The organism is Kitasatospora sp. NPDC054939 (genome assembly GCF_053610105.1).
This window is the reverse complement of sequence record NZ_JBSGXP010000020.1, coordinates 57,950-76,185: the sequence shown is the minus strand read 5'-3', so window position 1 is coordinate 76,185 and position 18,236 is coordinate 57,950. Positions and strand designations below refer to the sequence as shown.

The 18,236-nt window shown below is 72.7% G+C and carries 20 protein-coding genes; 14 read left to right on the top strand and 6 right to left on the bottom strand.

The window, feature by feature from the left end:
• The coding region (locus ACWGB8_RS08930) for an SDR family oxidoreductase (RefSeq protein WP_452211671.1) at positions 1-565 on the bottom strand (565 nt) is incomplete at its 3' end.
• Between the two features lie 44 nt (positions 566-609).
• Between ACWGB8_RS08930 and ACWGB8_RS08925 the strand changes: the two genes are divergently transcribed.
• A complete protein-coding gene (locus ACWGB8_RS08925; RefSeq protein ID WP_452211669.1) occupies positions 610-1,629 on the top strand; it encodes an AraC family transcriptional regulator in 1,020 nt (339 codons plus the stop codon).
• A 121-nt stretch (positions 1,630-1,750) separates the two neighbouring features.
• Here the strand turns inward: ACWGB8_RS08925 and ACWGB8_RS08920 are convergent, their stop codons facing one another.
• Positions 1,751-2,119 (bottom strand): PRC-barrel domain-containing protein, encoded by a 369-nt coding sequence (locus tag ACWGB8_RS08920; RefSeq protein WP_452211667.1) that lies wholly within the window; start codon positions 2,117-2,119, stop codon positions 1,751-1,753.
• 215 nt (positions 2,120-2,334) lie between these two features.
• On the opposite strand from ACWGB8_RS08920, the gene ACWGB8_RS08915 reads away from it, so the two are divergent.
• Both ACWGB8_RS08915 and ACWGB8_RS08910 read left to right on the top strand, forming a co-directional pair.
• Positions 2,335-2,814 carry a hypothetical protein gene (locus ACWGB8_RS08915; RefSeq protein ID WP_452211665.1) on the top strand — a complete coding sequence of 160 codons (480 nt, stop codon included), beginning with the start codon at positions 2,335-2,337 and terminating at the stop codon, positions 2,812-2,814.
• A gap of 55 nt (positions 2,815-2,869) precedes the next feature.
• Positions 2,870-3,298, top strand: a complete 429-nt coding sequence (locus ACWGB8_RS08910) for an SsgA family sporulation/cell division regulator (RefSeq protein WP_452211663.1) — start codon at positions 2,870-2,872, stop codon at positions 3,296-3,298.
• 65 nt (positions 3,299-3,363) lie between these two features.
• Here ACWGB8_RS08910 and ACWGB8_RS08905 read toward each other — a convergent pair whose 3' ends face one another.
• Positions 3,364-4,413, bottom strand: a complete 1,050-nt coding sequence (locus ACWGB8_RS08905) for a S66 family peptidase (protein WP_452211673.1) — start codon at positions 4,411-4,413, stop codon at positions 3,364-3,366.
• A gap of 717 nt (positions 4,414-5,130) precedes the next feature.
• The gene (locus tag ACWGB8_RS08900; RefSeq protein WP_452211661.1) at positions 5,131-5,529 is read right to left on the bottom strand and encodes a hypothetical protein; all 399 of its coding nucleotides are present in this window, start codon (positions 5,527-5,529) and stop codon (positions 5,131-5,133) included.
• 76 nt (positions 5,530-5,605) lie between these two features.
• On the opposite strand from ACWGB8_RS08900, the gene ACWGB8_RS08895 reads away from it, so the two are divergent.
• Together ACWGB8_RS08895 and ACWGB8_RS08890 are read left to right on the top strand one after the other, a co-directional pair.
• A complete protein-coding gene (locus tag ACWGB8_RS08895; RefSeq protein WP_452211659.1) occupies positions 5,606-6,226 on the top strand; it encodes a hypothetical protein in 621 nt (206 codons plus the stop codon).
• A gap of 156 nt (positions 6,227-6,382) precedes the next feature.
• Positions 6,383-7,477: a hypothetical protein gene (locus ACWGB8_RS08890; protein ID WP_452211657.1), complete on the top strand. Its 1,095-nt coding sequence runs from the start codon at positions 6,383-6,385 to the stop codon at positions 7,475-7,477.
• Positions 7,478-7,627: 150 nt separating this feature from the next.
• On the opposite strand, the gene ACWGB8_RS08885 is transcribed toward ACWGB8_RS08890, so the two are convergent.
• Positions 7,628-8,275: a GNAT family N-acetyltransferase gene (locus ACWGB8_RS08885; protein ID WP_452211655.1), complete on the bottom strand. Its 648-nt coding sequence runs from the start codon at positions 8,273-8,275 to the stop codon at positions 7,628-7,630.
• A gap of 334 nt (positions 8,276-8,609) precedes the next feature.
• On the opposite strand from ACWGB8_RS08885, the gene ACWGB8_RS08880 reads away from it, so the two are divergent.
• Positions 8,610-8,948, top strand: a complete 339-nt coding sequence (locus ACWGB8_RS08880; RefSeq protein ID WP_452211653.1) for a cyclic-phosphate processing receiver domain-containing protein — start codon at positions 8,610-8,612, stop codon at positions 8,946-8,948.
• A gap of 54 nt (positions 8,949-9,002) precedes the next feature.
• Here the strand turns inward: ACWGB8_RS08880 and ACWGB8_RS08875 are convergent, their stop codons facing one another.
• Positions 9,003-9,410: a hypothetical protein gene (locus ACWGB8_RS08875; RefSeq protein ID WP_452211651.1), complete on the bottom strand. Its 408-nt coding sequence runs from the start codon at positions 9,408-9,410 to the stop codon at positions 9,003-9,005.
• A gap of 232 nt (positions 9,411-9,642) precedes the next feature.
• On the opposite strand from ACWGB8_RS08875, the gene ACWGB8_RS08870 reads away from it, so the two are divergent.
• The 8 genes from ACWGB8_RS08870 (at position 9,643) to ACWGB8_RS08835 (ending at position 18,233) form a co-directional block, all read left to right on the top strand.
• The gene (locus ACWGB8_RS08870; protein ID WP_452211649.1) at positions 9,643-11,403 is read left to right on the top strand and encodes an enoyl-CoA hydratase-related protein; all 1,761 of its coding nucleotides are present in this window, start codon (positions 9,643-9,645) and stop codon (positions 11,401-11,403) included.
• Between the two features lie 57 nt (positions 11,404-11,460).
• Positions 11,461-12,543, top strand: a complete 1,083-nt coding sequence (locus ACWGB8_RS08865; RefSeq protein WP_452211648.1) for an NADH-quinone oxidoreductase subunit B family protein — start codon at positions 11,461-11,463, stop codon at positions 12,541-12,543.
• A 91-nt stretch (positions 12,544-12,634) separates the two neighbouring features.
• The gene (locus ACWGB8_RS08860; RefSeq protein ID WP_452211646.1) at positions 12,635-14,419 is read left to right on the top strand and encodes a nickel-dependent hydrogenase large subunit; all 1,785 of its coding nucleotides are present in this window, start codon (positions 12,635-12,637) and stop codon (positions 14,417-14,419) included.
• On the top strand, positions 14,416-15,009 hold the full coding sequence (locus ACWGB8_RS08855; RefSeq protein WP_452211645.1) for a hypothetical protein: 594 nt from the start codon (positions 14,416-14,418) through the stop codon (positions 15,007-15,009). Before ACWGB8_RS08860 ends, ACWGB8_RS08855 begins: the two co-directional genes overlap by 4 nt.
• Positions 15,006-15,659, top strand: coding sequence for a DUF5947 family protein (locus ACWGB8_RS08850; RefSeq protein ID WP_452211643.1), 654 nt, complete (start codon positions 15,006-15,008; stop codon positions 15,657-15,659). The genes ACWGB8_RS08855 and ACWGB8_RS08850 overlap by 4 nt, the downstream gene beginning before the upstream one ends.
• Positions 15,656-16,291, top strand: coding sequence for a DUF6084 family protein (locus tag ACWGB8_RS08845; protein ID WP_452211641.1), 636 nt, complete (start codon positions 15,656-15,658; stop codon positions 16,289-16,291). Before ACWGB8_RS08850 ends, ACWGB8_RS08845 begins: the two co-directional genes overlap by 4 nt.
• Positions 16,288-17,718, top strand: a complete 1,431-nt coding sequence (locus ACWGB8_RS08840) for a hypothetical protein (protein ID WP_452211639.1) — start codon at positions 16,288-16,290, stop codon at positions 17,716-17,718. Before ACWGB8_RS08845 ends, ACWGB8_RS08840 begins: the two co-directional genes overlap by 4 nt.
• A complete protein-coding gene (locus ACWGB8_RS08835; RefSeq protein WP_452211637.1) occupies positions 17,715-18,233 on the top strand; it encodes a hydrogenase maturation protease in 519 nt (172 codons plus the stop codon). The genes ACWGB8_RS08840 and ACWGB8_RS08835 overlap by 4 nt, the downstream gene beginning before the upstream one ends.
• The last annotated feature ends 3 nt before the right edge of the window (positions 18,234-18,236 follow it).

The following is an 18,236-nucleotide window of genomic DNA, read 5'->3' as shown; positions in this document are numbered from 1 at the left end:
CCTCGGTCAGCGCGGCGACCACCACGGCGGCGATGTCCTCGGCATCGACGAAGCTGGCCGCCCCATCGCCGGCGGGCAGCCGCAGCTCACCGGCGCGGACGGCATCGGCGAAGAAGCCCTCACTGAAGTTCTGCGCGAACCAGCCCGGCCTGCTGATCGTCCACTCCAGACCACTCTCCCGCACGGCGGCCTCACTGTCGACGATGCCCTCGAAGACACCGCTGCTGTCCTTCGCGTAGTCCGGATTGTCGATCCCGCGCCCCGAGGCCAACACGATCCGCCGCACCCCCTGCTGCACCGCCCGCTCGATGAACGGGCGAACGAGCTTCGTGCCGTCCAACTGCACGACGTAGATGGACCGCACGCCCTCCAGGGCGGCATCCCAGGTGCCACTGTCGGTCCAGTCGAAGATGTGCTCGCCGTTGCGGGCCGCCGCGCGCACCGGCAGCCCCTTGGCCCGCAGTTGGCTGACGACGCGGCGGCCGGACTTACCGGTTGCGCCGGTGACAAGAATCGGATGTTCAGACATGACGCCAGTCAACCGGCCGGCGCCGAGACGATCCATGGCTGGGAAGCTCCACTTGATGTCCAGGCGTATACGCTGAGGGCGTGGACGCCGTGTCGGAGATGCTGGCCGAGGTACGGGCGCGTGGCGCCGTCTTCCGGCAGACGGTCATGCGACCGCCCTGGGCCCTGCGGATGGCCAGTGGCGCCCCGCTGACGCTGGCCACGATGCTGCGCGGCCGGGCCTGGATCGTTCCCGACCGGCACGAGCCGGTGCCCATCGGCATCGGCGACATCGCCGTCATCCGCGGCGACGCGCCCTACACGGTCGCCGACGACCCCGCGACCACACCCTCGCTGGCGGTGACCAGCGCCGACTACTGCCCAGGAGCCGAGGGAGTCGAGCACCCCTCCGGGCCCGCCCGGACCTGCGGAACGCCGGCCGAGGGGGCTGCCGTGCTGGTCAGCGGGGCCTTCGAGCGCAGGGGAGAGCTCAGCAACCGATTGCTGCAGGCCCTGCCCGCCGTGCTGGTGGTGAGGGCCGAGGGCAGCCCCTACCCGTCGGTGGAGATGGTGGCCGAGGAGGTCGCCAGAGACCGACCGGGACAGCAGATGGTGCTGGACCGGCTGCTGGACCTGATGCTGGTCTCCGCGCTGCGCAGCTGGTTCGACAACCCAGAGGCCGATGCCCCGGCCTGGTGCCGCGCACTGGACGACCCGGTCGTGGGTACCGCGCTGCGGCTCCTGCACGACGCACCCGCCCGGCCGTGGACGGTGGCGGACCTGGCGGCCGAGGTTGGGGTGTCGCGGGCCGCGCTCGCCCGGCGGTTCACCGCGCTGGTCGGCGAACCACCGATGGCCTACCTCGCGGACTGGCGGATCACCTTGGCTGCGGACCTGCTGCGGGAGACCGACCACACGGTGGGCACGGTCGCAAGGGAGGTGGGCTACGCCAACGCCTTCGCGCTGAGCGTGGCGTTCAAGCGGCTGCGCGGCACGCGTCCCAGTGATCACCGGAGCCCGGAACCAGCGCAGTGGCGGGCCGGACGAGTCCCGCCGCTCCGTCCCACGAAGCGTGCTGGAGCTCCTCGTCGTCTGCCGGTCACACCACCGCCGACACCCTGAGCTCCCACGCCCCTGAGGTGGGCGGAACCGCCCACCTCGTGATAGGGGGCCGCGCCAACGGCGCCGGGGCCGACGGGAATTGCTCCCGTCGGCCCCGGCGTTCACGGGCGACCGCGTGCCGTCACATCAGGCGGCCGCTGTAGAACGGGCCGTAGTAGAGCTCGTACCGGCTGCGGGCGTCGAGTTCCTGCTCGGACGGACCGACGGTGAGCTCGGGGCCGTTCTTGATCTCTTCCTTCGTCCGGTCGACGAACACCTTCTGTTCGCCGGGCTCGATGCGGACCACGGTGCCGGCCGGCAGTAGTACCCGCTTGCCGAAGATCCACGGGCCGGTGTCCACCACCAGGTACTGCGCGCCCACCTTCTCGGACAGCTCGTCCACCTTGCCGATGTGGCCGTCCTCGGCCTCGACGTGGAACCCGACGAGGTCGGTGCCGGCCGTGTGGCCGGAGGCGTTGCGGAACTCCCAGATGGCGTCGTCCTTGGCCATGCCCTTCTCCTTCCGTCGTACGGGCCGGCGGTGCGCCGGGCCCGATCAGCTCTGACGGCCGCGTGCCCGGTTCCGCCCGTTCCATGCCCTCCATTGCGCTTCTTCCTTCGTATCCGTCCGTACGCCGTCCGGCCCGTGACCGGTTACGGAGGCGTGGTTCGGGGGCACACGGACGCCCGCCGTCACCGGGCGGTCACCGGCGAAGGGAGCGATCCATGCTGTGGGTGTTGTTGGCTGGGCTCGGCGCGTACCTCCTCGGGGCGGCCCTGACCACCCGACTGGTGTTCCACCGGGGCCGGGCCAGATTCCTCGACGCCACCTCCGCCGAACAGGGCCCCCGGGGCGCCCTCGCCGACTTCGAACGGCGGGAGCGCCCCCAGGTCGAGGCGATCGCCCTGCTCACCGGCGCCGGCTGGGTGGTCGCAGCGCCGGCCCTCGCCCTGAAGCGCGCGGTGGCCTCGCTGCTCCTGGCCCGCCCGAGCGGCGGCGTCCCGGGCCCGGCACAGGACGTGGCCGAGCGGATCGACGAGCTGGAGCGCGCCCTGCGGATCGGTGCCCACGCCGAACCCCATGACGGACGCGCCGCGATCCCGCCTGCTGCGGGCGCCGCGCCCGGAACGCCCGCGTTACCACGTGAGCAGTCCGCGGGGACGGGTCCGGCAAGTTCCGGTGCCGAGCGCCAACGACCGGTGTAGTACCGGAGTTTCGGGGCACACGGGGTGCCGACCGCGACGAAGAGGAGACCGAGGAATGGACATGATCACCGCCGGGACGACGATGCGGCTGCAGACCGGACCGCAGTCCTTCCTGTCCGTGCCCGCGCAGTTGGCGTTCGACAGCGCCGACCCGTACGCGGTCCGGCTGCTGTTCCCCGCCGAACAGGAGCCGGTGTCCTGGGTGTTCGGCCGCGAGCTGCTCGCGGTGGGTCTGGTCGGTGGTTGCGGCGAGGGCGAGGTGCACGTAGCCCCGGCCGACCGGGACCACCTGTACGTCGCCCTCGCCGACCAGTCCGGCAACGGTGTGGCCCTGCTGCTCGTGCCCACCGCCGACGTCGCCGACTTCCTCGGCCGCACCTACCGGGCCGTCCCGCTCGGTTCCGAGGGCAGCCGCATCGACTGGGACCGCTGTATCCGCCACCTCCTCGACCGCGAGAGCGGCCAGGGCTCGCCGACCGCGTGAGCCCGGCACCCCGACGGCGGTACCGGGCCTCCCGCACGGCACCGGGCCCCGCGGACCGGACCGGCTCAGTACGTGACGGTGATCCGCCGGGCCGGACCGTCCACCCGGATCCGTCCACCGACGGGCAGGACGAGCTGGGGATCGGTGTGACCGAAGTCGACGTCGAACACCGCCATCGTGGCCGGGGCGTACTCGCCGAGTGCCCTCAGGACGGCCTCGCGCTGCGCGCGACGGAAGCTTGCCTTCTCCTCGGCGGCGAGCGGCTTCTCGAACGACCAGCTCTTGGCCCGGGCCGTCAGCAGCGCGGGGAACCGCTCCAGCAGCCCGCGTTCGCCGAGGTCCCGCAGCATGCCGTGGACCTCGTCGGCGCCGGGCATCTCCTCGGAGGTCTCCAGGAAGAGCACATCGCCGGTGCCGGTGTCGGCGTCGATCGGCAGCACGGCGGGGTCGGCCTTCACCAGCCGCGAGAGGATCTCCAGGTTGCCGCCCCAGCCGAGCCCGTCGACCACCCGGTCGGCGTTGTGCCACCACCAGCCGTCGACGGGTTCCAGCACGGGCGCGGAGGCGAAGGTCTGCGGGTCGTCCCAGGGGCGGTCGACGTCACCGGAGGCGGTGGACGCCGTCAGCTCGTACGGGCCCGACGTGAACAGCGCCGCGCGCAGGGAATCGGCGGTCAGCGGGTTCAGCGCGCCGGGCCGGCCGAGCTCGACCATCACCGAGCCGCCGTGGAAGCCGACGATGCCCAGGCTGCGCAGGAACAGCAGCAGGTTGGTGTTGTCGCTGTAGCCGAAGAACGGCTTGGGGTTGGCGCGCAGGAGTTCGCGGTCCAGGTGGGGCAGCACGGTGATCTGGTCGTCGCCGCCGATACTGGCGATCACGGCCTTGATGTCGGGGTCGGCGAACGCCGCGTGGAGGTCCGCGGCTCGGGCCTCGGGCGTCGACCCCATCGTCCGGGTCGCCGGGTACTCGACGACCTCCAGCCCGAACTCCTCCCGCAGCCTGCGCAGACCCAGCTCGAACGGCAGGGGCAGCAGGCCGGGCAGGCCGGACGAGGGCGACAGCACCGCGACCCGGTCACCGGGGCGGGGCTTGGCGGGGTACCGGGGATCCGTCATTCCGTGATCGTAGGCGTCGGTGCCGGCGCCGGTGCGTCTGCCCCCCGGCCCGGACGCCCGACGGCCCGCCGGGATGCTGCCCGCTTCTGACCGGCGGGCGGTGCCGCACCGGTCGGAGACCGGCTTGCGGGCCAGCCGGGACGCGGCGAGGTTGCGGATGCGCCGGGTCCGCCCCTGTTCGGCCAGGACCGTGAGCACGGGGCCGACCGGTGACGTGCCGGCGGCGCGCAACTGGAGCCAGTCGGTGGACGCGAGCAGGTCCTCGGCTTTCCACGGCTCGTCGAGGGCGATCGAGCGCAGCAGCGTCCACTCGCGCAGGCGCCGGGCGGTGAAGTCGTGCACCGCGACGGCGCCGACCACGGACCGGTGCCAGTCCGGGTAGGCGGGGTCCGTCAGCAACTCGGCGGCCCTCCGGTCGAGGTACCGGCCGACGGCACTGCTCGCCATGGGTCCGTCCGGATCGCCGAGCACCCGGACGACCAACGCGGCGGCCTCCGGATCGGCGACCGCCTCCAACTCCGCGCAGTACCGGGCGAACCGCACGTGCTCGTCCGGTTCCCGCTCCGAATCGCTCGCCTGCACCCCTGCCCCCTCCGTAGCCGTGATCTGCGGAGTCTGCCACGAGCGGGGAACCCCGGTCGCCAGGATTTCCGTGGAGCCGGGTACCGGTGGGCTCGTGCCGTCCGAAGTGGCTACCACCTCGACTCCCTGCTCCGGTCAACTCCGCTGCGGCGTACGACCGTCGAAGGCCCGCAGCCCCAGGCGCCCGGCCAGGTCCTCAGCAAGCCACAGCAGTTGGGCATCACCGGCTTCCAGGCCCGCTCGGGCCGCCCGGATCCACTCCTCCCGGTCGAGCAGGGCCAGGTAGGCGGCGCGATGGGAACCCCACTGCTCGGCCGGGCCGTTCGAGGACTGGTGCGGCGGGTCACCCAGGCTCGCCGCGAGCAGCGCGGCACGGCAGACCCGCTCCGCAGACGGGCCGAGCCGCGCGAGGTGCTGCACATGAGCGCTCAGGACGGCAGCCGCATGGGGGTAGCGCTTCAGCGACATGCCCATGCCCTCGCAGTAGGTGAGCACATGGAGCAGCCGGCCGGCGTGGTCCACCGGTACGCGCACCCACGCGAGCGCCGAACAGTTCCTCCGCCGGGCCGGCCGACCGCGATGTCGGTGCCCACCCCTACGCTCTGCGGCCATGGGACTTTCCATTTCCGTTGGCTTCCTCCACGACCAGGTGCGCAACGACCCCGAGGGGTACGAGTACCACCGCAACGCCTTCGCCCGCCTCGGCCGGGAGCTCGACGCCCAGGGCATCACCTGGCAGGAGCCCGAGGTCACCGACCAGCCGCCGTTGCCCGCCTTCTCCGGCGGCTTCCCCTACGGCTACCTGACCCAGCTGCGCCGCATCCTGGTGCTCACCACCCTCGGCGAGCCCGTCACGCCCGCTGCGGCGGTCAGCTCCAGCGAGTACGAGCGCGACTGCGAGCGGATCCGGGACGAGACCTCGATGCTCTCCTCCCACCTGCTCTGCCACGCCGACAACGCCGGCTACTACGTGCCCGTCGACTTCACCGACCCGCTCTTCCTGCCGATGGAGGCGAACGTCGCGGGCGCCGGGATGGTCGGCTCCAGCCAGCGCCTGCTCGCCGAACTCGCCGTCATCGCACCGTCGATCGGCCTCGACCCCGAAGCGGCGGACGCCCACTCCCTGGACGCCCCCGACGTGCCGTTCGAGAGCGAGCGCTACGCCTGGCGCCAGCTCCACCGGGCCTGCGTCGCGAGCCTCGCCGAGGGCCATGCCATCGTCTTCCACTGACGCCGCTGCCGGCCCGGGCCGCAGCGGCTCCTGGCGGGCATGACCTCCGAGGTAATCGACGCCCGGTCCGGGTCCCGGCAAGGTGATCACCGCCGCCGGGAACCCCGGCGGAGGCCCCGCATCGCGGCGCCGACGACCCTGGAAGAGGACAGCGTCATGACGGCATTTCAGCACGCCACCCGCCGGCCCGTCGCCCGTACCGGCGCCACCCTGTTCGCAGCAGCGGCGACGGCCACCGCGGTTGCGTGCAGCACGGTCACCGCCAGCGCCGGGACCGGCGATGCGGCAGCCGTCGGCAGGGTCGCCGAGTGCGCCGAGGTGGAAGGGAAGCTGGAGCGGCTGGAGGGCCGGCTCACCCCCAACGCCTGCGCGTTCATCAAGCGCCAGATCGCCTTCGGTGAGATCCCGACCGGCACCCCGCCGGCGCCCGGCGACCTCACCCACCCCCGGGTCCGGGCCTACCTCGACATCTTCGACGAGTCGGCCACTCTCTGGGAGGCCGGCTCCGCGCCGCAGCGCGGGACGGCCACGATCGGTACCTCGATCACCGGCTCGCTCCGCCTCGTCCCCGACTTCCGCTACCGCGGCACCGAGGTGGTCGCCGACGGTGCGGTGATGATGTTCGGGCAGTGGAACGAGGCCACCGTCAAGGGCACCCGGATCGCCTACCCGCAGATCGCCCGCAACGTCCTCGGTGACGACGGCAGGACCATCCAGGCGCGCCGCTACTACGACCGCCACGAGCTGGTGAAGGCGGTGACCCCCGAGCTGCGCCCGCTCTTCGACGGCGTCGCCGACCCGGCCGGCGCCGCCGCGCCGACCCGAGGGCGTGGTCCCGAGCGGTTCCGGGCCGACGAGATCACCGCCCGCCTGGCCGCCTGGAACGGTGAGGACGTCGCGGCGCTGGTCGGCCGGATGGGCAACGCCCGCCTCGCCGGTCCCGGCCTCACCACCCCGCTGGCCACCACCGACGGCAGGACCGCCTACCTGAAGCGGCTCTTCGAGCGGGCCGACTTCCGGTTCGCCTCGGGCCAGATCGCCTTCGGCCGGACCATGACGTACGTGGAGTGGCACGGCACGGCCGTGGTCAAGACGGTCAAGGACGGGGTCGAGACGGTCCGGGAGGTGCCGTTCGGCATCGTCGAGCGGTTCGGTCCCGACGGGGAGTGGGAGCTGTTCTTCGACACCCTCCCGCTGATCGCCGACCAGGCCCAGATCAGCGGATACTTCCAGCGCCTGATGCAGCCCTGAACCGGCGGCGCTCACGTCGGACGCATGCCCGGTCGGCAGCCGGCAGGGCCGACCGGGCTTCGGCCACCTATCGAAGGGACACGGCGGCGAGAACCGGTTCGACGATCCGGTCGGCAGCATCGCCCGCGCGGTACCCGGCCGCGCGAATCGTCAGCGCGCCGCGGCTTCGCGCCGCCGTTCGACCGCGCGGGCGATGCGCTGTTCCAGGACGGTACGGCGCTCCGGCCACTCCTCGGCGATGATCGAGAACATCGCCGAATCGCGGAGCCGGCCGGTCTCGCCGGGGGCCCACGACGGTGACCAGCGGCGCAGCACGCCCTCGAAGGTGGCGCCGGTGGCGGCGATCGCGGCGCGTGAACGGGCGTTGCGGGCATCGGTCTTGAGGTCGACGCGGGGTACCTGCCAGACCTCGAAGGCGTGCCGGAACAACAGGTACTTGGCCTCGGCGTTGATCCCGGTGCCCTGGGCGGAGGCCGCCAGCCAGGTCCAGCCGATCTCGACGGCGGCCAGCCCTTCGCCGGACGGCCAGGGGCGCGGATCCCAGAACGAGGTGACGCCGACGGCCCGGCCGCTCTCCCGGTCCACCTGGGCGTACGGAGCCAGCCGGCCGGCGTCGACCCGGGCGAGGTGGGCGTCGAGGTAGCCCGCGATCTCGTCCGCCCTCGGCACCACGGTGAACCCGAAGGAGTCGCGCTCCTCCTCGGCGGCCCGTGCGAGGTCCTCCGCGTGCTGGTGGCCGAGCGGTTCGAGGCGGACAAGGGTTCCTTCCACCAGCGGGGCGTGGAGGGGGAAGGACATGGGCGGGATCTCCGTTCGGGGGGACGTCCGTGCGCCGGGCGCGACGATCACTGCGCCAGTGTGCTGACCCGAACTCCCGCTGGTCAACGGATATTCGGAGGGTGGACAGCCCCCTCGGACCCGCCCCACCGAGCCTGGTCGCGGTCACCGTCCCGGCCGTAGAGCCGGAGCAGTCGGCTGCGCCGCCGACCCGCGTCGTACTGCTCGGCCCAGGCGCCCTCGGTGCGGTGGCGCAGGCGTACGTGGCGGACGGCGGTGGTCAGGGCAGTTGCAGTGGTCTCGTATCGCCGGAAATTCCCCGCGGAGCGTCACGCCTGACTGTGATGATGATCAGATGAAGCAGAACGTCTCCGGGGCGACGCCCGTGATCCTCGGCATCGACGACCTGCGCCCGCTGCCCCGGGCCACCCGGATCGCCCGGACCAGCCGTGCGGGCGTCGAGCTGCTGCAGGAGTACCGCGACGGCTTCATCGACGAGCTCTGGCTCGACCACGATCTCGGCGGCGACGACAGCATCATGCCCGTGGTGACCGTCCTGGAGGAGGCAGCCTTCAGCGGGCGGCCGTTCGACGTCGGCACGGTCTACGTGCACAGTGCGAACCCCATCGGCGCCGCGACCGTCGTCCGGTCGCTCACCCGCTGGAACTACCGGGTCCGCCGGGCGACGGCCTGAAGCCGGCCACTGAAGCCGGCCGCCGGCTCCAGTAGTCAGCCTCAGCCATGGGGCTCAGTGGTCCGCTGCGGGGCCGTCCGGCTCCTGGGGGTCGACGCCGGTGTACTCCTCCTGGGTGTGCCGGCCCGCCGGGCGGCCGGACTTCCCCTGCGGGCCGAGGTCACGGCGGTGCCGGGACGGGCCCTGATCCTCGCCGCGGCTGCTGTCGCTGTGCACGGTGTCCCCGGGCACGTCGCGGTGCTCCTCGGGGGCGGGCCTGCGGCCGGGGCCCGGCTTCGGGGCGTAGGTGTCTGGGTGGAAGGAGCGGTGGGCGCTCTCGTTCGGTTCCTGGTGTTCGGCGTCGACGTCGCCCGACCAGCCGTGGTGACCGGCCCGTTCCTCGCCCGTGGACGTGGACGTGGACGTGGACGTGGACGTGGAGGTCGACGTGGTGGGGTGTGCTGCCTGCTTCTTGGCGGTCATGGTGCCCGATCCTCACAACGGGGAGCTGTCGCCTCGCGTCTGTCCGATCCCGCCGCCTCCACACCCCCGCTTCCGGGGGCGTGCCGAGGGGCCAGGTGGCGGGTCGGGTGGTCTCGAACGGGTGAGGTGCGGGACGCCGTCCGGCGGTGCGGGGTGAGGGTGTCCGACGATCGCTGCCCGGAGGACATCGCCGTCCAGTCGGGCACCGGCTCCCCACCACGGAAGGTCTGCCATGCGGATCCTGCTCGTCGCGCACAGCGACAACAGCCTGACCCAGCGCGTCCGTGCGGAGCTGACGGACCGCGGTCACCACCTGTGGGTGGAGGTCACCCGGGACGGGGCCGCGATCCGGGCGGCCGTCGAGCGGCACTGTCCGGAGCTGGTCGTCGCCCCGCTGCTGAAGGCGGTGGTCCCGCGGGACGTGTGGAGCGCGCTGCCCTGTCTGATCGTGCACCCCGGGCCTGTCGGTGACCGCGGGCCTTCGTCCCTGGACCACGCGCTGCTCGACGGCGTCGCGGAGTGGGGTGTCACCGTGCTGCAGGCGGCGGAGGAACTGGATGCGGGCGACGTCTGGGCGACCGCGACCTTCTCCGTCCCGGCGGTCGGCAAGAGCGACCTGTACCGCAACGAACTGGCCGACGCGGCGATGGCCGCCGTCCACCTGGCCGTCGAGCGCATCGCGGCCGGGGAGCCGCCGGCTCCCCAGACGGGTACGGCACGGTTCCGTCCCGTCGTCCGGCAGGGGCACCGCCGCATCCACTGGCACGAGGACGACACCGCGGCCGTCCTGCGTACGCTCCGGGCCGCGGACTCCCAGCCCGGCGTGCGCGACGAACTGCTCGGGGCCGAGTGGTTCCTGCACGGCGGGCATCCGGAGGACGGACTGCGCGGGTGCCCGGGTGACCTGTTGGCGACCCGCGCCGGCGCGATCTGCCGGGCGACCGTGGACGGAGCGGTGTGGATCCCCGAACTGCGGGCCTGCACGGCGCCGGGGGAGGGGCGTGCCGTCAAGCTCCCGGCCGTACTGGCCCTCGTCGGCCGGCTGCCGGACCTCCCCGACCTGACCGTGATCGACCTGACCGTGATCGACCCGACCGCGGCCGACCCGACCGCGGCCGACCCGACGGCCCAGGACCAAGCACCGGCAGCCGGCCGGACGTGGTCCGACATCCGGTACCGGGAGGACGGCCCCGTCGGCGTGCTGTCCTTCGCGTTCCCCGGCGGGGCGATGGGCACCGACCACTGCCGCCGCCTGCTGGCCGCCTACCGGGCGGCCTGTGAGCGCCCGACCTCCGTGCTGGTGCTCGGCGGGCAGCGGGACTTCTTCTCCAACGGCATCCACCTGAACGTCATCGAGGCCGCCGCCGATCCCGCGGCCGAGTCCTGGGCCAACATCAACGCCATGGACGACCTGGTCGAGGCCGTTCTCACGACCACCGACCGGCTCGTGGTCAGCGCGGTCGGGGGCAACGCCGCGGCCGGCGGGGTGATGCTCGCGCTCGCCGCCGACGAGGTCTGGTGCCGCTCCGGGAGCGTCCTCAACCCGCACTACCGCCGCATGGGGCTGTACGGGTCGGAGTACTGGACGTACACGCTGCCCCGGAAGGTGGGCCGGGCCGCGGCCGACCGGCTGCTGGCGGACGCCCGACCCGTTTCGGCGGGCGCGGCCCTGAATCTGGGCCTGGTCGACCGCGTCGTTGACTGCGCGCCGGAGGAGTTCGCCGCTGAGATCACCCGATTGGCGGTTCGGGCGGCGGCCGGTCCCGGACCGGGGCTGCGGATCGCGGCGAAGAAGGCCGAGCACGAGCGGCGCGAGGCCGCGCGACCGCTTGCCGCGTACCGGGAACAGGAGCTTGCGCGCATGCGGCGGATCTTCGACGACCCGGGCGCGCCCTATCACGCTCTGCGACGGGCGTTCGTCCGCAAGGAGGCAGTTCCGGCGCCGTCCGGGGACGGCTCGGGTGCGCGAGTGGCGGCGCCGTCCGACTCTTGAGCAAGAACGAGGGCCCGCTCGACGGCCCTGTCCCATCCCTCCCCAGGAGGCGACCCCATGACCGCACAGACGCCGGCCCCGGCCGCAGAGCAGAGTGCTGCCCCGGGCAGCGACGAGAAGCCGATCCACATCCTCTGGATCAACGCGGGGCTGAGCTGCGACGGCGACTCGGTGGCGCTGACCGCCGCCATGCAGCCCAGCATCGAGGAGATCGCCCTGGCCGGGCTGCCAGGGCTGCCGAAGATCGCCGTGCACTGGCCGCTGATCGACTTCGAGTGCGGCCCGGTGGGCGGCGCGGACACCTTCATCGAGTGGTTCTTCAAGGGCGAGCGGGGTGAGATCGACCCGTTCGTGCTGGTCGTCGAGGGGTCGATCCCCAACGAGGCGATCAAGCAGGAGGGCTACTGGTGCGGCTTCGGCGACAACCCGGAGACCGGCCAGCCCATCACCACGAGCGAGTGGATCGACCGGCTCGCCCCGAAGGCGCTGGCCGTGGTCGCGATCGGCACGTGTGCCACGTACGGCGGCATCCACGCGATGGCGGGGAACCCGACGGGCGCGATGGGCCTGCCGGACTACCTCGGCTGGGACTGGAAGTCCTCCGCCGGCATCCCGATCGTGTGCGTGCCGGGCTGCCCGATCCAGCCGGACAACTTCGCGGAGACCCTGACGTACCTGCTGTACCAGGCGGTCGGCTCCGCGCCGATGATTCCGCTGGACGACAAGCTGCGCCCGACCTGGCTGTTCGGCGCGACCGTGCACGAGGGCTGCGACCGGGCGGGCTACTACGAGCAGGGCCAGTTCGCCACCACCTACGACTCGCCCAAGTGCCTGGTGAAGCTGGGCTGCTGGGGGCCGGTGGTGAAGTGCAACGTACCCAAGCGCGGCTGGATGAACGGCGTCGGCGGCTGTCCGAACGTCGGCGGCATCTGCATCGCCTGCACGATGCCGGGCTTCCCCGACAAGTTCATGCCGTTCATGGACGAGCCGCCCGGGGGCAAGGTCTCCAGCACCGCCAGCGGTGTGTACGGGGCGGTGATCCGCAGGCTGCGGAGCATCACGGCCGGCACGGTCGACAAGGAGCCGAAGTGGCGGCACACCGGCGACCGGATCACCACCGGCTACCGCCCGCCGTGGTGACGCCTGCCGTTCGTGGAGTCGAACGGCGCAGCAACTGTCCGAGCAGACCAAGCAACTGACGCAGCAACCGACGAAGGGCACCGTACAGACAATGGCATCTCCGGCGAAGACGACGGGTGACGGCAGCGGCCTGGTGGAGATGGCCTGGGACCCCATCACCCGCATCGTGGGCAGTCTCGGCATCCACACGAAGATCGACTTCAAGCAGAAGCGCGTCGCGGAGTGCTACAGCACGTCCTCCGTCTTCCGCGGCTACAGCGTCTTCATGCGGGGCAAGGACCCCCGCGACGCGCACTTCATCACCAGCCGCATCTGCGGCATCTGCGGGGACAACCACGCCACGTGCTCGGTGTACGCGCAGAACATGGCGTACGGCGTGAAGCCGCCGCACCTCGGCGAATGGATCATCAACCTCGGCGAGTCCGCGGAGTACATGTTCGACCACAACATCTTCCAGGAGAACCTGGTCGGGGTCGACTACTGCGAGAAGATGGTGCGCGAGACCAACCCCGGGGTCCTGGAGCTGGCCGAGCGCACCCAGGCGCCGCACGCCGCCGAGCACGGCTACCGCACGATCGCCGACATCATGCGCTCCCTCAACCCGCTGGAGGGGGAGTTCTACCGCGAGGCGCTCCAGGTCAGCCGCTACACCCGGGAGATGTTCTGCCTGATGGAGGGGCGCCACGTGCACCCCTCCACGCTCTACCCCGGCGGTGTCGGGACGGTGGCGTCGGTGCAGTTGTTCACCGACTACCTCAGCCGTCTGATGCGCTACGTGGAGTTCATGAAGCGTGTCGTCCCGCTCCACGACGACCTCTTCGACTTCTTCTACGAGGCGCTGCCCGGCTACGAGGAGGTCGGCCGCCGGCGTGTGCTGCTCGGCTGCTGGGGCGCGCTCAACGACCCCGAGTACTGCGACTTCACCTACGCCAACATGACCGACTGGGGCCGGCGGATGTTCGTCACCCCGGGCGTCGTGGTGGACGGCAAGCTCGTCACCAACGACCTCACCAAGATCAACCTCGGCATCCGCATCCTGCTCGGGAGCTCGTACTACGAGGACTGGGAGGGCCAGGAGCCGTTCGTCACCCACGACCCGCTCGGCAACCCGGTCGACCCGCGCCACCCGTGGAACCAGCACACCATCCCCGCCCCGCAGAAGCGGGACTTCGACGACAAGTACAGCTGGGTGATGTCCCCGCGCTGGTTCGACGGCAAGGACCACCTGGCCCTGGACACCGGCGGCGGCCCGATCGCCCGCCTGTGGTCCACCGCGCTGTCGGGCCTGGTCGACATCGGCTACGTGAAGGCGACCGGCCACAGCGTCGTCATCAACCTGCCCCGCACGATGACCAAGCCCGAGACCACCTTCGAGTGGAAGATCCCGAAGTGGAGCAACGCGCTGGAACGCAACCGCGCGCGCACCTACTTCCAGGCGTACGCGGCCGGCGTCGCCCTGCACTGCGCCGAGAAGGGCCTGGAGGAGGTCCGCGCCGGACGCACCCAGACCTGGGAGAAGTTCGAGGTCCCCGACGAGAGCATCGGCTGCGGCTTCACCGAGGCCGTCCGCGGTGTCCTCTCGCACCACATGGTGATCCGCGACGGCAAGATCGCCAACTACCACCCGTACCCGCCGACCCCGTGGAACGCCAGCGTCCGCGACACCTACGGCACCCCGGGCCCGTACGAGGACGCCGTGCAGAACACCCCGATCTTCGAGGAGAACTCGCCGGAGAACTTCAAGGGCATCGACATCATGCGGGCCGTGCGCAGCTTCGACCCCTGTCTGCCGTGCGGGGTGCACATGTACACCGGCAACGGCCGTACGGTGAAGGCGATGCACGTGCCCACCGGCCTGAGCGGCCTGGGCGGATGAGCGCCGTCGGCGCCGAGGAGGCGGGCCGGCGGGTCGAGCAGGTGCTCGACCGGCTGGCGCAGAGCGGGGACGGCGCGGCCCGCGCCGCGGCCGAGGACGTGGTGCGGGTCCTGATGGAGTTCTACGGGAGCGGGCTCGCCCGGATCGTGGCACTGCTCGGCGGTCCGGGCGGTGGTCCGGGCGGTCAGGGCGGGCGTGCTCCCGCCGACCCGCGGGCGGCGCTGCTCGGCGACGCGCTGGTGGCGAGCCTGCTCAACCTCCACTCACTGCACCCGGAGGACGTGGAGACCCGGATCGGCCGCGCCCTGTCGACTCTGCCGCAGCCGGTGGAGAACGCCGGGTTCGACCCGGCGGGCGGGGTGTTGCGGCTGCGCGTCGCCGCCTCGTCGGGCTGCGGCTGCCCGAGCACCCTGGACGGCACCCGGCAGGCGGCGGTCGACGCCCTCGCCTGCTTCGCCCCCGAGGTGACCGGCGTCGAACTCGAAACGGCAGGGCGGGAGCCCGCCCTGCTCCAGATCGGCGCCGGCCCGCCCGTCGGCGCCGGTGCCGCCGCCGGTGCCGGTGCCGGGACCCGGGGCGGTGCGGCGTGAGCGGATTCCCGGCCGCCGCCCGTACCGCGGCCGGGCCGACCGGCCTGCGCCGCTTCACCACGCCGCTCACACCCCCGGAGGAGCGCTGCGAGCTGTGCGGGGATCGGCTGGCCGCCGACCACCGGCACCTGGCGGACACCGAACGGCGGGCCCTGGTCTGCGCCTGCGGCCCCTGCACGCAGCTCATGGACCGGCCCGGCGGGGCGCAGGGGCGCTTCCGCACCGTGCCGGGCCGCTACCTGGACGACCCCGGGCACCGGATCGACGACCGGGCCTGGGAGGCGCTGCGGATCCCGGTCTCCGTCGCGTTCGTCTTCCACAACTCCGCGCTCGGCCGCCCGGTGGTGCTCTACCCGAGCCCCGCCGGCGCGACCGAGAGCGAGCTGGAGGAGCCGGCCTGGGGCAGCGTCCTGGACGCCACCCGGCTGGCCGGCCTGCTCGAACCGGACGTCGAGGCGCTGCTGCTGCGCCGCCGGGAGGGCCGCACCGAGGTCCACCTGGTGCCGATCGACCTCTGCTACGAACTCGTGGGCCGGATGCGCCTGCACTGGCAGGGATTCGACGGTGGCGCGCAGGCGCGGGCGGACCTCGACGCGGTCTTCGCGCGGGTCCGGGAGCTGGCGGGCGCACCGCGGGGGTCCGGCCGGTGACCGCGTTCTCCTTCGCCTGCACCGATGTGCGCGCCGACCCGTACGCGGCCGGGCCGACCCTCGTCTTCCGGCTGCGGATCACCGCCACCCCGGAGACCCGGGTGCACGCGCTCGCGCTGCGCTGCCAGATCCGCATCGAACCCGCCCGGCGCGGCTACGGCGACGAGGAGGCCGCGGCGCTGGGCGACCTGTTCGGTGAACGCGCCCGCTGGGGCACCAGCATGAACCCGGTGCAGTTCGCGCAGGTCTCCGCGATGGTGCCCGGCTTCACCGGGGAGATCGAGACCGACCTGGTGGTGCCCTGCACCTACGACACCGACATCGCCGCGAGCCGCTACTTCCGGGCGCTGGTCGACGGCGAGGTCCCGCTGCTGCTGCTGTTCTCCGGTACCGCGTTCACCGGCGCCGGGGGCTTCCACGTCGAGCCCGTGCCGTGGGACCGCGAGGTCGCGCACCGGATGCCCGTCAAGGTCTGGCGGGAGATGATCGACCAGCACTTCCCGGGCTGCGGCTGGATCCGGCTCCCGAGCGACACCATGGACGCCCTGCTCGCCTACCGCTCCCGCGAAGCCCTTCCGTCCTGGCAGGCCACCGTCGAGGCCCTGCTCGCGGCGGAGGAGAGGACACGATGACGACCGCCGTCTTCACCCCCGACACCGAGGCGAGGCTCGCCGTCGCCCGGCAGATCGCCGACGCCGTCCTGTTCGAGGGCTACGTGCTCTACCCCTACCGGGCCTCCGCGGCGAAGAACCGGTTCCGCTGGCAGTTCGGCGTCCTGGTGCCGCCGTCCTGGACGGCGAGCGGTGAGCACGCCTGGCAGCGCACCGAATGCCTGATGGAGCCCCGGGCCGGGGCCGAACTCGCCCTGGAGCTGCGCTTCCTGCACGTGCGGCGGCGCACCGTGGAGGAGCCGGCCCCGGACGGCGGCTTCCAGGAGGTCGCCGAACTGCGCGTCGACGAGCGGGTCCTGACGGCCTGGGACGAGGGCGTCGAGGAGACCGTCACCCTGACCGTGCCCGTCGACGCACTCGGCCGCGACGGCACCGTCCAGCCCTTCACCCGCCTTGCGGCCCGTGAGATCGAGCAGGTCACCGACGCCGCCGGACGCGTTCGCGGGCGCCTGGTGCGCCGGCGCGAGGAACTCACCGGCCAGGTACGGATCACGGCTGCCGAACTCGACGGCCCGTACCGCGTCAGCCGGCTGACGGTCACGGTCGAGAACACCACCGACTGGAGCGCCGAAACGGGCGCCGACCGCAACGCCGCCCTCCCGTACAGCCTGGTCGGCGCGCACACCCTGCTGCGCCTGGACAGCGGCTCGTTCCTGTCGATGACCGACCCACCGCAGTGGGCGAAGGGGGTGGTGGCCGGCTGCGAGAACGTGCGGGTCTGGCCCGTCCTGGCCGGCGAGCCCGGCCGCGCGGACCTGCTGCTCTCCTCGCCGATCATCCTCGACGACCACCCGGCCGTCGCCCCCGAGAGCCCCGGCGCCCTCTACGACGCCACCGAGATCGACGAGATCCTGGCCCTGCGCACCGCCGCGCTCACCGACGAGGAGAAGCGCGAGGCCCGGGACACCGACGCGCGGGCCGCGGCCGTCATCGACCTGGCGGACACCATGCCGCCGGAGGTACTGGAGCGGCTGCACGGGGCGGTCCGCAGCCTGCGGGACGTCACCGGCCCCAAGCAGCCGCCCGCGGACGGCGGCCTCGCCCCGGACACCCCGTGGTGGGACCCGGGCGGCGACACCTCCGTCGACCCGTCCCGCGACCACGTCCTGGTCGGCGGGCGTGCGGTGCGGGCGGGTGCCCGGGTGCTCCTGCGGCCCGGCCGGCGGCGCACCGACGCCCAGGACCTCTTCCTCGACGGCCGCAGCGCCCTGGTGGAGGCCGTACTCCACGACGTCGACGGGGGCGTGCACCTCGCCGTAACCGTGGACGACGACCCGGGCGCCGACCTGCGCCGCGCCCAGGGCCGGTTCCTCTACTTCCAGCCCGACGAGGTCGAGGCACTGGACGGCGAGGCACTGGACGGGACCGACGTGCTGGAGGAGCGGTGAACGCCACCGAACCGGCCGCCGCGCCGCGCACCCTCGTGGCGGGCGTCGGCAACGTCTTCCTCGGCGACGACGGCTTCGGCGTCGAGACGATCCGCCTGCTCGCCCGGGAGCAACTGCCCCCCCACGTCCACACGGTGGACGTCGGGATCCGCGGAGTCCACCTCGCCTACCAACTGCTCGACGGCTGGGACACCCTCGTCCTCGTCGACGTCACCGCACGCGGCGGCGAACCGGGCACGCTGTACCTGATCGACGCCACGGCCCCCGGCGAACGCACGCCCGACCCCGCGGGAGCGCCGCTCGACGGCCACCGGATGACCCCCGACGCCGTCCTGGCCCTCCTCGACACCCTGTGCGCGGGGACGGGCACCGCACCACCGCGCCGCATCCTCGTCGTCGGCTGCGAACCGGCCTGCCTCGACGAGGGCATCGGCTTGAGCCCGCAGGTCGCCGCCGCCGTGCCCGAGGCCGTCCGCACCGTGACCGACCTGGTCCGCCAGGAAGCCGTCGTCTGAAGC

What these genes read in the sequence shown, in the direction of transcription:
- ACWGB8_RS08920 (WP_452211667.1), bottom strand. Translation starts at nt 2,119, where the DNA reads ATGGCCAAGGACGACGCCATCTGGGAGTTCCGCAACGCCTCCGGCCAC.
- ACWGB8_RS08915 (WP_452211665.1), top strand. Translation starts at nt 2,335, where the DNA reads ATGCTGTGGGTGTTGTTGGCTGGGCTCGGCGCGTACCTCCTCGGGGCG.
- ACWGB8_RS08910 (WP_452211663.1), top strand. Translation starts at nt 2,870, where the DNA reads ATGGACATGATCACCGCCGGGACGACGATGCGGCTGCAGACCGGACCG.
- ACWGB8_RS08905 (WP_452211673.1), bottom strand. Translation starts at nt 4,413, where the DNA reads ATGACGGATCCCCGGTACCCCGCCAAGCCCCGCCCCGGTGACCGGGTC.
- ACWGB8_RS08895 (WP_452211659.1), top strand. Translation starts at nt 5,606, where the DNA reads ATGGGACTTTCCATTTCCGTTGGCTTCCTCCACGACCAGGTGCGCAAC.
- ACWGB8_RS08890 (WP_452211657.1), top strand. Translation starts at nt 6,383, where the DNA reads ATGACGGCATTTCAGCACGCCACCCGCCGGCCCGTCGCCCGTACCGGC.
- ACWGB8_RS08885 (WP_452211655.1), bottom strand. Translation starts at nt 8,275, where the DNA reads ATGTCCTTCCCCCTCCACGCCCCGCTGGTGGAAGGAACCCTTGTCCGC.
- ACWGB8_RS08880 (WP_452211653.1), top strand. Translation starts at nt 8,610, where the DNA reads ATGAAGCAGAACGTCTCCGGGGCGACGCCCGTGATCCTCGGCATCGAC.
- ACWGB8_RS08875 (WP_452211651.1), bottom strand. Translation starts at nt 9,410, where the DNA reads ATGACCGCCAAGAAGCAGGCAGCACACCCCACCACGTCGACCTCCACG.
- ACWGB8_RS08870 (WP_452211649.1), top strand. Translation starts at nt 9,643, where the DNA reads ATGCGGATCCTGCTCGTCGCGCACAGCGACAACAGCCTGACCCAGCGC.
- ACWGB8_RS08865 (WP_452211648.1), top strand. Translation starts at nt 11,461, where the DNA reads ATGACCGCACAGACGCCGGCCCCGGCCGCAGAGCAGAGTGCTGCCCCG.
- ACWGB8_RS08860 (WP_452211646.1), top strand. Translation starts at nt 12,635, where the DNA reads ATGGCATCTCCGGCGAAGACGACGGGTGACGGCAGCGGCCTGGTGGAG.
- ACWGB8_RS08855 (WP_452211645.1), top strand. Translation starts at nt 14,416, where the DNA reads ATGAGCGCCGTCGGCGCCGAGGAGGCGGGCCGGCGGGTCGAGCAGGTG.
- ACWGB8_RS08840 (WP_452211639.1), top strand. Translation starts at nt 16,288, where the DNA reads ATGACGACCGCCGTCTTCACCCCCGACACCGAGGCGAGGCTCGCCGTC.